General features: G+C 42.1%; 11 protein-coding genes. 6 read left to right on the forward strand and 5 right to left on the reverse strand.

The window, feature by feature from the left end; translation table 11 throughout:
* Positions 1–32: 32 nt before the first annotated feature.
* From maoP to Q1A08_RS18565, 4 genes are all read left to right on the forward strand, one after another.
* Complete coding sequence (gene maoP, locus Q1A08_RS18550; protein WP_299775693.1) at positions 33–383, forward strand: DUF413 domain-containing protein; 351 nt, start codon at positions 33–35, stop codon at positions 381–383.
* Between the two features lie 21 nt (positions 384–404).
* Positions 405–1,439, forward strand: a complete 1,035-nt coding sequence (gene gshB, locus Q1A08_RS18555; protein ID WP_299775695.1) for a glutathione synthase — start codon at positions 405–407, stop codon at positions 1,437–1,439.
* Positions 1,423–3,465: a flavohemoglobin expression-modulating QEGLA motif protein gene (locus tag Q1A08_RS18560; RefSeq protein ID WP_299775697.1), complete on the forward strand. Its 2,043-nt coding sequence runs from the start codon at positions 1,423–1,425 to the stop codon at positions 3,463–3,465. The genes gshB and Q1A08_RS18560 overlap by 17 nt, the downstream gene beginning before the upstream one ends.
* Before the next feature lie 63 nt (positions 3,466–3,528).
* Entirely contained in the window at positions 3,529–4,404 is an 876-nt protein-coding gene (locus Q1A08_RS18565; protein ID WP_299775699.1) for a mechanosensitive ion channel domain-containing protein, read from the forward strand.
* Between the two features lie 42 nt (positions 4,405–4,446).
* On the opposite strand, the gene Q1A08_RS18570 is transcribed toward Q1A08_RS18565, so the two are convergent.
* The 5 genes from Q1A08_RS18570 to Q1A08_RS18590 form a co-directional block, all read right to left on the reverse strand.
* Entirely contained in the window at positions 4,447–4,929 is a 483-nt protein-coding gene (locus Q1A08_RS18570) for a mechanosensitive ion channel domain-containing protein (RefSeq protein WP_299775702.1), read from the reverse strand.
* Entirely contained in the window at positions 4,917–5,414 is a 498-nt protein-coding gene (locus Q1A08_RS18575) for a DUF1003 domain-containing protein (protein WP_299775704.1), read from the reverse strand. The genes Q1A08_RS18570 and Q1A08_RS18575 overlap by 13 nt, the downstream gene beginning before the upstream one ends.
* 2 nt (positions 5,415–5,416) lie before the next feature.
* Positions 5,417–5,818, reverse strand: a complete 402-nt coding sequence (locus tag Q1A08_RS18580; protein WP_299775706.1) for a DUF2391 family protein — start codon at positions 5,816–5,818, stop codon at positions 5,417–5,419.
* A 1,185-nt stretch (positions 5,819–7,003) separates the two neighbouring features.
* A complete protein-coding gene (locus tag Q1A08_RS18585) occupies positions 7,004–7,843 on the reverse strand; it encodes a methylated-DNA--[protein]-cysteine S-methyltransferase (protein ID WP_299775708.1) in 840 nt (279 codons plus the stop codon).
* A complete protein-coding gene (locus tag Q1A08_RS18590; RefSeq protein WP_299775710.1) occupies positions 7,830–8,729 on the reverse strand; it encodes a DMT family transporter in 900 nt (299 codons plus the stop codon). Before Q1A08_RS18590 ends, Q1A08_RS18585 begins: the two co-directional genes overlap by 14 nt.
* 573 nt (positions 8,730–9,302) lie before the next feature.
* Between Q1A08_RS18590 and Q1A08_RS18595 the strand changes: the two genes are divergently transcribed.
* Together Q1A08_RS18595 and Q1A08_RS18600 are read left to right on the forward strand one after the other, a co-directional pair.
* Positions 9,303–10,406 (forward strand): GGDEF domain-containing protein, encoded by a 1,104-nt coding sequence (locus Q1A08_RS18595; RefSeq protein WP_299775712.1) that lies wholly within the window; start codon positions 9,303–9,305, stop codon positions 10,404–10,406.
* Positions 10,407–10,740: 334 nt separating this feature from the next.
* Positions 10,741–12,756, forward strand: coding sequence for a methyl-accepting chemotaxis protein (locus Q1A08_RS18600; protein ID WP_299775714.1), 2,016 nt, complete (start codon positions 10,741–10,743; stop codon positions 12,754–12,756).
* Positions 12,757–12,791 lie beyond the last annotated feature (35 nt).

Raw genomic sequence — 12,791 nt, forward strand, 5'->3', positions numbered from 1 at the left:
GTCCAATTCCTCTATTAAAGATGTCTATTGATATGAAAACTTCATCTTTTGCGTGTAATAGCAAATTTTATGCACAAGAGCACTTTCCTTACGGCTTAAGTCGCAGTGGAGAGTTCACTCGAGAACAAGTTTCTCTATTAGAAAACCATGGCCGCGCGTATCAAGCTTTGTGCGATGGCAGTCGAGAAGCCAACACAGAAGAAGAAAGGGGCTTTATTTTGGTTTGTCGGGGTGAAAAGGCAGCTAATAGCTCTCATGAGAAGGCTTGGTTGCGGTTTTGCGAAAAAACCCAAGGTCAGGCAGCGGTCTCCTCGCCAAGCAAAGCAGACCCTTCAGTTTCTGAGGCAAGCGGCTCAGATTTAGTATTTGATGAGGACCTATAAAGGGCTTTTGGGAGAACTACTGTGAAAATTTGCTTTTTGATGTATCCGTGGGATCGAATAGAACCCGAAACCGACAGTACATTAAGGTTAATACATGAGGTTGCCTCGAGGCACATCACTGTTGCAATAACAACGCCCAATAGCCTGACTATTCGCGATAGCGTGGCCTATGCATATTGTAATGTATTGAAGAAATCGACCAAAGTAAGTACTAGCATTCCTTCTTTTTATAAGAATGCCGATTTCAAGCGCTGTAAGCTGCCCTTAGCTGGCTTTGACGCCATTATTATGCGGGCCAATCCACCGCTAGATACTACAGCACTAAACTTCCTCGATTCCGTGCGTAACGACGTTTTTATCATGAATGATATCGATGGTCTTCGCATCGCGAATAACAAGCTATATCCCGCATCATTCAGTGGCGAGGCTGCACGCTTTATCCCTGTGACTCACGTGTCGAAGAGTCAGGAGTACCTAGAGCAAGTACTTGAAGAATCGGCAACTGATCAAATGATTATGAAGCCATTGGCTGGCTACGGTGGTCAGGGCGTCATCGTTGTAGAAAAAAGCGCCTCCCGTAGCTTTCGATCCCTTTTAGATTTCTATATTGGACGAGATCAGGGGAATTATGTGATTTTGCAGGAGTATGTGGAAGGCGCCTCCGAAGGAGATGTACGTATATTAGTGCTCAACGGCGAACCCATTGGTGCCATGAAGCGCGTTCCATCAGATAAAGATATTCGCTCAAATATCCATGCCGGAGGCAAAGAAGTTAAGCACGTACTCACAAAAGAAGAAAAAGCGCTCTGCAAGGCTTTGGGACCACAACTCGTCCGTGATGGTTTATATCTTGTTGGCCTAGACGTTATCAATGGCAAGCTGATCGAGGTGAATGTGCTAAGCCCAGGAGGTATCACCAGAATCAATAAATTGAATCGTGTGAAACTGCAAAAGACGATTATCGACTTTGTTGAAAATGTAGTGTCTACGCGTGAAATGGTGATTGAAAGAAAAAACAATTTTCGTAAGGTTATTGAAGATGCTGAAGTTATCTGAAGCGGAGATCATTAAGCGAATTACGGCCGGTGAGCTGTTTGAGTGCGAGATAGAAGACGGCAGTTTTCTACTCAAGGTAGAATCCCATACTCCTGCCATTTGCACAGCGATACATGCAGGGCATCAGTTTAGGTCAAGGCTAGAAGACTTATGCTTACTTAATGAAGGTGAGCGCTTATATGAAGAGGACCCGTACACTGACCAGCTTATCCAAGCTATGCCGATTACTTTGGTCGCTCAAGACTCTCGTTATGAGTATGATTTAAATCGCCCTATCTCTAGCTGTCTATACAAGACGGCTTGGGGCAAAGAGGTTTGGACGAAAAAGCTCCCTTTGAAAGAGCGAAATATCAGTATTAAAAAGCACCAGTCTTTCTATCGAGTGCTGGATGCCTTGGTGAGTTTTATCGAACAACGATTTGGAGCTTCGTTAATCTTTGATGTTCACTCATACAATTTTTTACGTCAAGCTGAAGACAGTCCTACTTTTAATCTTGGTACAGAACAAATTGACAAAGAACGATGGCAGTACGTCGTTGACTTATGCGTGTCAAAGTTATCTAAGATTGAATTACCCAATCTGCCTGTAAACTTTAGGGAAAACGGGGTATTTCATGGGCGAGGGTATTTGATTGCACATATCAACAGCCGCTTCCAAAATAGCCTTGTTTTGCCTCTGGAGGTAAAAAAGATCTTCATGGATGAAATGACTGGCGAGCTCTACCCATTGGTGATGCAGGCTATGAGCCAGCAGTTCAAGAACTGCCTAGTGGATATTTCGGCCATTTTCTCGCGCCGATTCACGTCTAAGCGACGTGTGACAAAATCTGACATGTTGACGGAGAAGATGGACCCGTCGATTCTCAAAGTTGACCGAGCTTTGTACCGCTTAGCCAAGGGCCTAGAAACTCTGTACTACATTAACCCGATAAATATCCCATCTGAAAGTAAATGTTTCTTTAAGGGTAAGGGAAAGTACCAGCCTAGCTTTCAATATCGCCCTCTAGACATTGATCCATATCAGTTTCGTGAGAAACTTTACCGCTTACCCGTAGATACTATTCGAGATCCTAGCATTCAATCACTTTACCGTGATGTGATAGATGGTTTGAGTGAAAAAATTGATTTACTGGTAAAAGCAGGCCAGGCTGACTTTCTATATGAATCCCTCAAATACTATGGAGAACCAACTATTAGTGATGAGCAAAATGCTCGCTTTTTACTTCATGCAAATGGAATAGGACACGAAGATGAAGAGCGCGTCACAACCGAACAGCTAATTAGTCGCTTTAAAGAGGCCGCGAGCCAATGGGGGATGGGGTGTAAGGTAGAAAGCAGTGCGAAATTGGTCGCCTCAGCGATGGTATCAAATAGCCGTAAGGCTGTGCTTATTGCTAAGAATCTGAAGTTAAGCAATACCGAAGCTCAAAGCCTATTGCACCATGAGCTGGGTGTGCATATGGCCACGACACTGAATGCGGCTTCACAACGATTGAAGGTTTTCTCTTTGGGGTTACCTGGCAATACATTGACGCAGGAAGGACTGGCAATTCTTAACGAGTATCAATCTGGAAACATGAGCCTTAAACGCCTTCGCGGTCTAGCCCTGAGGGTTCTTGCTGTGAAAGAAATGCTGAAATATGGTGATTTCAGACACACTTATGCTTTTTTACATGAAGAACATAGACTTTCAGAGAGCGAAGCGTTCAAGTTAGCCGTTAGAGTGCATCGTGGTGGTGGTTTTACTAAAGATTATTTATATCTCAATGGTGTTGGTTTGGCTTTAGAAACAATAAAGACGCAAGACATTAAAAACCTTTACGTGGGCAAGACAGGTTTTGCCTATTTGCCCATCATTAATGAGATGGTTGATCGACAATTAGTGAAGGCACCAAAATTTTTTCCAGAGTTTCTGGAAAAACCAGTTGCGAACACTCCTGTACTCGATTATCTAATGAGCTGTATTCGTTCAAGTGATAGATCGTTTCCGAAGAAATACGCCCATTCAAATGGTGTTGCGGCTTAGAGTAAGTGATTCAAAGTTAGAAGATCGAAAACTAAATATCAATAATATTGTGAAGGGAGAGCCATGGAGTTTCCGGAGTTTTTCTTGCTATTGGATTTGATAAATAAGCACAAGCTGGTCGCCTCAGTGGTATTGATATTGGCTTTGCTTATTATCAGGTTTCTAATAGTGTTCTTCTTGAAGTCAAGGCCCGCTGGTGAAAACGAACTGCCTAAACGCCTGATAAATACGATTAGCAATGTAACCAGCTTGCTAATGTTTGTAGGTTTAATAGTGGTTTGGCTGTCTGAAATACGGTTTGTAGCTCTGTCTATAGCTACGTTTTCCGTAGCTCTTGTCTTGGCTGCCCGTGAGTTTATACAGTGTGTGATAGGCGCTTTTTACCTTGCTAGCACAAGGTTATTCAGTGTAGGGGATTGGATTAAAGTAGGGGAATCAAACGGGGAAGTTATACGAAGTGATTGGTTGAGTACAAGCCTGCTGGAGGTCGATATGGAGTCTCATGGCTATTCTTACACGGGTAGGACGTTGGTTATTCCTAATAATCAATTTGTATCCCATAGTGTTGCAAATTTAAATTTTATGCGCCGATATGTGGCTCACTCATTCTCTATCGTATGTCTTCCAAATGGAGAAAACCCGTTTAAATATGTTGACTATTTGATTGAAAAGTCTGAGGTATATTGCCAATCGTTCAGTGAAGTGGCGGAACGTTATAGCGGTCTTATTGAAAATAGATTGGGTATAACTCTACATGGACCTGGGCCCAGTGTGCGTATTACCACTACTGAGCTCGGAAGGCTGGATTTCTCGATAACAATTTTCTGCCCAACACATGATGCCGTTGAGCTAGAGCAAAAGATTACTAGAGACTTTCTTGAGGTGCTTTATTTGGAAAGTCCCGGAATCCAAGGGGAAGACAAATTGGATAAGGAGTAATACTCACCAAGTAAAATTGGAGGCTTGCTACCGGCTCAAGGATCAGCTGTTCGTCGGGTTTTTGATAACTGCTTTTTGTAAAATTAAGTTGTTAGGGTATGTTGCTAGGCCTTGGCTGGTGTTAATTAAGACATGAAACAACGCTATTTCTTCAATTTCACCAACGATTTCAGAGTCTTTATCTAGTATTCTAATCTTGTCTCCGACACGATAGGGAAAACCAAAGAAGATAATAAGGCTGGCGGTGATGTTGCTCAGTATCGACCATTGTGCAAAAAGAGCTACACCTAAAACAGCAAATATAGACGATAAAAATATAGTTATCTGTGTGTATTCTAGGCCTAAGAAAGTTATCGTTAGAGTGGTGTAGAAGGCAATAAGTACGAGATTAATCGTTTTAGATATATACTTCACCCTATATTGACTAACGGATTTTGAGGTCCCAAACCTAGCTATAGCTGAGTTTGTGAACTTTATACTTAGAAGTAATCCTGCAATGGCAAGAATTGGGATTATGAATTCCATTTTTTCTCTAATGTCTCTTCAATTCGGTCGAATTTTTCGTGTAATAGTTTTAGTTCTAGCTCTAACTTCAAGTTTACTTCAAATGCAGCTTGTTGTTGTAATCTATCTTTAGAAGATTGTCGGTTCTGTGACATCATTATTATAGGTGCTTGAAAGGCGGCTAGGCTAGATAGTCCTAAATTGAGCAGTATATAAGGGTAGGGGTCGAAACTGTGTAATCCTAAAAGCTGGCCAGTATTTAAGACAATCCATATCATAATAAACGCAAAAAATATGCCTATAAAAGTCCACGATCCACCAAATGCAGCGATCTTATCTGCGGCTATCTGCCCGAATGTTAATCCCTCCTCGAAAGTTTCATTTATATCTTCCGAGACAGAAGTCTTTTCAGCAATGCTCTCAATAACTTTTTGCTCTCCAGAACTGAGCTCTTTATACGGCTGCCCAAGTAAAGCTTTAGCTAGATTTTCAAAGTACTTTTTCATAATTACTCTTTATCAAAACTGTCTACAATTATTGCTCCCATCGATGCGGGCATTGTAATAACGATGAGTCGTTTTATCGCTATATAAGGATCTTCCAAAATGGGAAATTTATTGAGCGATAATAAAACCAAAGCTACAACTGTGGCTGCGATAATATACGCTATAAAAATTCTAATGCTATAAACAAGGATTCTAAATTTAATGTTCCCCTGAAAGACATTCTGATAAGCAAATATCGCTAAAAATAAAATAGATAATAGAAATAAGAGGCCCAAATTTAGGTTGGGGAGGGATTCTCCAAGTCTCCAGGCCTCTTCTGAAAATGAAATAGGGACTGCTAAAGCGAATGCGCCGATAATTATTTGGTTAATATCCTCAAGGTTAAGGCTAAGATTTAATTTCATGCCAGATAATATATCCTTGTTTATTCTTTGTCAGAGTTATTCGTGCTTCTAATTTCGGATCCGTTTATGAAGTAATATATCATATGTCGTTACACTTTGGATGCCGGTTTTTTGCATTCTTTAACTTCTGAAATCAAGATACACTTTTTGGACAATGGAAGATGTTTTATACATGAGGTGTTCCATTTCGGGGTGGGCGATCCTCTATATTTTCATAGTCCTGAATTGTCATTACGTCTCATCGGAAGGATGGTGGATTCAGCAACATGAATACCATTTGACGCCTGCGTGTTTTTGGGGTGTTATTTTTATTAACCTATAACTGGACAATAATACTACTTTAGAGCTTATTTAAATTTGTAGGAATAATGCAGGTCTCACCATTTAAAAAGGATAATGAGGGTTGATTGGGTTAAGCCTCAGAATGGATATAACACGCCTCGTTAAATGATAACTAAGCTATTTATAGTTACTTCTGACTTAGAGACTCGAGTAATTGCGCTTGGGGCTGAAAGAGGTAGATCTATACGCTTGTGGGATTCTCGGCTAGTCGATGAACTCGAGTTAAGGGTGGGAAGGTTGCCGATTGTAGATTGGATTTTATCAGAGAGATCTTAGTAGTATTTCATGCATTCCTCTCGGGGTATCTTGGTCGTTATCGGTTCCGTTGCGCAAAAAGTTGAACGCATGTAAGCGCGTATCAGGCTACACCCGCTATTTGAACTGATCTCACTCAAGAGTATTGGTTTCAAGAATCAGTGCAACCAAAATGCAACCAATGGAGGCTTTAGCTTTGTATGTGTATGAAAATACACAAAATAACTAATGCTTGCCCCGATCCATCATGGGGGCCAGAGAAAATCGTCTGGAATGGTCGGTAGTTTTTGGTGGTTTTGATTTGGGTGCTACCATTTTTTAGTGGGGTCGCCTGAAAAGATATTTAATAAAGAGGGGACTATTCTAACACTAATTGGCAGTGCTACATATTTACTACAAATATTTTTGTAATACTGGGAAGTGAGCTGCGGGTAAAAGAATCTATTTATTAAGGTAATTTCATTTAATTTGGTTGTCCCGTTCGAGCCCTCTTTGGTGAGGGCTCTCTCAAATTCAGGTCGCGCCTATCAAAATTCGAGGAAGTCTATACAGGGGTTTTGCGTAGGTTGCACACATACGTGACTTTGCTTATTTCACTAAAGCTCCTTCCCACGCAAGAATAGCGGCTTTACGATCGCTTCCCCAACGATAGTTACCTAGTTCACCGTTGTTTTTTATCACTCGGTGGCAAGGTATTAAGTACCCAATTGTGTTGTTTGCTAAAGCCGTACCAACAGCTCTTGATGCTCTCGGTGAGCCGATTAATGTTGACACTTGAGAATATGAAAGTTGTTGTGAAGGGTGGGTGTTTATTAGTGCTTCCCAAACTTTTACTTGGAAGTTCGTCCCCTTAAGGACTAAATGAATATTGCCTCGCTCAAGTGGTGATGAGAATACTTTTCGACTTAGCTTCTCTGCTTCTTCATTGTTTAGTGTGAAGGCCGCCTTAGGCCATTGTTCATACAAATTATCGATAGTAATTTGTTGCTGGTCCACAACAAACTGTAGATAGCAAATCCCTCTGGCTGTCCATCCCAGAACAGCCTCTCCGAACGGGCTTGAAATCACGCCATACTCAATTGATACGCCGCTACCCGCGTTTTTTATTTCACCTGGGGTCATACCTTCACATGTCACGATAAGATCATGCAGTCTCCCTGTGCCAGATAAGCCAACGTTTTGACTTGCTTCAATTAAATTACTACTACTCTTCAAGGCATCAATTGCTGCTTGTTTAGTAATCGATTGTAAAAATCGTTTAGGTGAAATCCCAGCCCACTCTGAAAATACTCTCTGCAAGTGATGCTCGCTCATATGCACAGCTTTAGCGATATCTGAAAGTGATGGTTGTTTATCAAAATGACCATGAATATAACGAATTGCCTGCTCTACAACACTATAGTGACGATGCGATTCAATTTTGTTCATGATATGGAGCCCTTTGCCAAAACGTGAGCCTTTGGATGAATCCAGTCACAAACATAGTTCCAGCAATTACTAAGATTGAACCAATAATAGTATTTAATCCAATTTCTTCATCTAAGAAGATATGTCCCCAAAAGATACCAAATACCGGTATTAAAAAAGTTACTGAAAGGGCTGATGATGGCCCTAAGTCAGAGATTAAACGGAAGTAAAGCAAATAAGCAAGCCCAGTACAGACTACTCCGAGCAGAACGACTGACGTTAAAATGTCTTGAGTTGGAGCCTCTCTTAATGGAAAGAATGGCAGTAGAGGTAAAACGATAATAACTGAAGCCCACATGCTACCATGCGCATTATCAAAAGCTTCAACTGTAGGAGCATGTTTTGCGTAGTTTGTGGCAATGCCGTAACTGACCGAAGCCAGTATAGCGGCCACTATGGGTAATGTCGCATTCTCCCCAATATTAACGGCGTCCCAGCCGACCAGTACACAGACGCCTACAATACCTAGAAAGAGCCCTAATGAGACGCTTTTGCTTAAAGTGGTTTTTGTCCAAACAGCAGCTATTATTGCTGCCCAAATCGGCGCTGTTGAATTTAAAATGGACAAAGATGACGCATTTAAAACCTGTGCCGAATAGGCAAAAAGTAGAAAGGGTAATGCCGAGTTAAAAAAACCTAATATAAAAAAGTGCCTAGCATTTGAACCAAGTTTAAGGCTTCTTTTAACAAAAAAAGAGATAACAAGTAAGGTTATAGCAGCAAAGCCAACTCTGGCTTCAATAAGTGCTGCTGGCCCAAGCGGATTGGCCGCAATGCGCATAAATAAAAATGACCCGCCCCAAATAGCAGCTAAGGTTAGAAGTCTGATGAAGCTCGTAACTGGCATTTATGTAGTCCTAAACATTACTAATCCCAGAATTCTGAAATGAAGCAGCTCATTACTCAACCCGATTCTTGCTGAAATTCAGGGTTTGTCTTGTTTTGGCTAATGAGTGAGAAAGGAATAGGAAAGTGTACGCCTTTATCTGTGACTTAGAGTCGACCTTTACATCACCCATGGTTTCAAGGTATTGAGTTACTTTCAGTGATCGTTTATAGATTAGAGTTTCAGCTACTGGTGCTGAAAAAGTGCTACTAAGCTAACTATCTTTTACGTAAGTTATTGTATTTATTGAAGTAAATGAAGCGTTGATCCAGTCCATTATGGGGGCTAGGGTAAAACGTCGGTTCATGTTGTTCTGTAAATCTATGAATTGGACTCTATTCTATCAGTTTTAAATCTATCGTGGGGATTCTGACTATCTTTTGAAATCTGAGTTTAATATCGGGTCGTCTCGATTTGACCAGATCAACAGAAGTTTGCAATATCCCATTTTTGATGCTTACTTATAGCTTGTCCAAATCAGAACGGCAGTATTAACGATATGCTTAAAGTAACTCGCTTTATTTGAATATAGATATGATGTTCGATTCAAGTTTCTATTCCGTTCGCAACTCTGAGCTGCATTCGAGAACGCAAAAGGGCGTTATTGTGTCGATTTTACTGTATATGTCGACGGCATTGCTGGAGGTCTATGCACTGGATGGAATTGTCACGGATAGATATTCACCATTGCTAATAAGCTCTGTTACCTGCCTTTGTTTGGCGGGGCTGGGTTTAATGACCAAGCTTAAGGCGATGAAACAGCACATCGATATTATAGTGATCCTAGGGGCAGCGGTATTTTCTATGCAACATGCCTTGTATTTTGATAATGGCTTAGAGGACGCCAATTACCATTTCGTCTTTTCTCAGATATTGGCAACATTTGCGGTGATTTTACTGTGCAGTACGATTTCGGCGTCGCTGTCTGTTATTGCTGTGATGTTGCTATTACCGCTATTGATCGCCTATTTACTGCCGGGGCCCGCCGAACATATTCTTGACCCGGTATCCCTATATTTTTTAGTTATGGGTGAGGCAGTAGCCGTATTCTATGCAGTGGTTATCGCCGCCGATGGTCGTAGTCGAGATCAAGCACAGTTTGCATTGGAGCAGCGGTCTCGGGAGAACTTTGATCTTGCCAACCGAGACCCCTTGGCCAATTGTTACAATCGTCGCTATTTCGACGTTTATTACGATCAGGAGTTTTTTGAGTCCTTAAGTGCAAATCGTAATCTAAGCTTGATTATTATCGATATTGATGACTTTAAAAGCATCAATGATCGTTACGGTCACCCTGTTGGAGATTATGTGATCAAGGGTGTGGTTGATTGTTGCGCTAGAACTATTCGCCCTTCTGATACAGTCGCCAGAATCGGAGGGGAAGAGTTTATCATTGTGTTGCCAAAAACTTCCGAACAAGAGGCGTTAAAGCTAGCCCAGGGTATTCGTGAAAGTGTAGAGCATTCAGGCGTAAAGCTAGCTAATGGCGATAGCCTGAACTTCAGCATAAGTCTAGGGGTTGCCTCTTTGAGCTCATCGGATAGCAGCATGGAAACCCTACTTCACCGAGCTGATAAAGCTCTGTATCAGTCTAAAGAAAATGGGAAAAACTGTGTCACAGTGGGCTCTGTTGCTTAGCCAGTTTAAGCTAATAGTGTTTGGGTAACCCTTCTCTAAATGAAAATGTCGATGCCCGGCTTATAGGTGTCGCCGATTATGCTGGGGTGGAATACCTCTTATTAGTCCGGTTAAAGTCTAGACCATTCTGGTCGAAAAGCTAATTAGTAGATCTCTTTCACGCCTGGTGCTTTTTGGCGTCCTGCCGTAACGCTTACTTGTAGATTGCAGGAAAGATTCCAAAGGCTGTGCTTACGATAATGAATTATTACAGGGCGAAAATGAAAGTGATTAACTGTTTCTCAGTAGTGGCTTGCCGCACGGATCTATGCTTAAAACTTGAGGTTTCTACATTATGAAAATACGCTCCAAATCGATACTAATCAGTATCTTACCGGCCTGCGTTATTTTGGTAACGACTCTAGCTTTGCTTCTGAGTTCTTATCGCCAAGATGTTGAGAAGGGAGCGTTGCGAGAGCTGACTGTGGAGTTGGAAGCTCTAGGAGCTTCGATTGATGGTAAGAATTTCAATGCAGTATCGACAGCAGAGACCATGGCGGCGACCCAAGTTTCAGGTCTATTTGGAGCGTATCAACAGTCTCTTAAGTTTGCGCAGCAAATTCTCTTGACTCACCCAGAATACCAGGGGGCTTATTTTGGTTATGAGCCCAACTCGCAGCTAGACATACCCTCTGTAGAACTAAATTTAGCACAAGCCACGACGGAAAGCTGTTGTGTGGACGGACGATTCCTACCGTATTTTTCACGCGCTGAAACCGGTATCGAATTATCGCCTCTCGCTGATATGGAGAGCAGCCTCTACTATCAGGGTGTGAAGGAAATTTGGGAAGCGAATAAAAGCAAAGATGTTCAGGGCTTGATTACAGAGCCCTATGTGTATGAGGGAGTGCCACTCGTTGAGCAGGTTTTCCCAATCATCATTGACGGCGAGTTCAAAGGCATCGCGGGTGTAGATCGCCGCCTCGACAGTTTGCTGGATCTAATTGATGGGTTTAAGCCATACAATTCGAGTAAAAGTTATTTAATCAGTCGTCTTGGGAAAATAATTACCTCGACAGGTCGCGCTAACGAATTATCGATGAAGCCACTGAGTGACTATCCCGCGTTAGAATCGCTTTTTGTTAAACCGACAAGTGGGAGCAAAAGCCGTGTGACAACGGGGACTGACCCTATTAATGGTCAGGAAATATTTGTGATTTACACAGCGATCAACACTGGTGACTGGGGATTGGTAACAACGGTTGAATCTCAAGAGGTTCTTGCGCCGGTGCTTAGCAGTACTCAGGAGTCTATTCTCACGGCCTTAGCTCTTCTTCTTGTCATGTGTGGGGTAGTATATGGATTGATTAATGCTATGGTCAGTCGGCCCCTGAGTCACATTGTTGATAAATTTAATGAAGTCGCGAGTGGAGGGGGAGATCTGACCACACGCCTAAACTCCGATCGGGCCGATGAGGTAGGAGACTTATCCCGAGCTTTTAACCAGTTTGTTAAAACTCAGGCTGACATGATTGTGAAGTTGGATCAATCGGTCATGACTTTGAACGAACAAGGTGAGGTAATCCAGGGAGATATTGAAGCCACATTGAAAGCAATCTCATTCCAGCAAAATGAAAGTGTTCAGGTTTCAGCTTCTGTCGAAGAGATGTCTCACAGTTCAAAGGACGTTGCTGAAAATGTGTCCCAAGTCGCTAAGAATATATCAATCGCCCGGGGTGATGCGGAAGACGGGTTAAGCTCGGTAAGCAAAGTGGTGAACGAGGCAAATAGTCTAAAGCTCAACTTGGACGAGATGAAAAAGACTGTTGATGATGTTAGTCAATCGGCTTTGCAAATCAACAAGGTACTGGAAGTCATCAACGGCATTGCTGAACAAACTAACTTATTGGCTTTGAACGCGGCTATCGAGGCTGCTCGTGCGGGAGAAAAAGGTAGAGGGTTCGCCGTAGTTGCGGACGAGGTAAGAATGCTGGCACAGCAAACTCAGGAATCTACTTCTGAGGTGGCCTCGGTGATCGAGAGTTTGCAGAAAAATTCAGACCTTTCTGTTTCCAAAATGGGGGCGAACCAAAGTCAGCTCAACGAACTTATGGGAATAGCCGATATTGCTGGACAGTCCTTGGAAAAGATTCACGCATCGGTCAAACAAGTGGATGCTCTATCTGGACAGATTTCAGTGGCAACAGAACAGCAGTTTGGTGCGTCTCAAGAAATTAGCAAGAATTTAAACACTATTTCAGATGCTGCGACGGATTGTGAGAAACTTGCTCAAAATACGTCAGCATCTATTAAGAAAATGGATGCCACCTCAAATGAGGTGAAAGACCTGGTGAAACAGTTTCAGGTTTAAGTTTTAGCCGTCCTTTCGCTTTGCTAAGTTGTGTG

Origin of the sequence: uncultured Pseudoteredinibacter sp., from assembly GCF_947500695.1 — a bacterium.
Taxonomy (GTDB): domain Bacteria; phylum Pseudomonadota; class Gammaproteobacteria; order Pseudomonadales; family Cellvibrionaceae; genus Pseudoteredinibacter.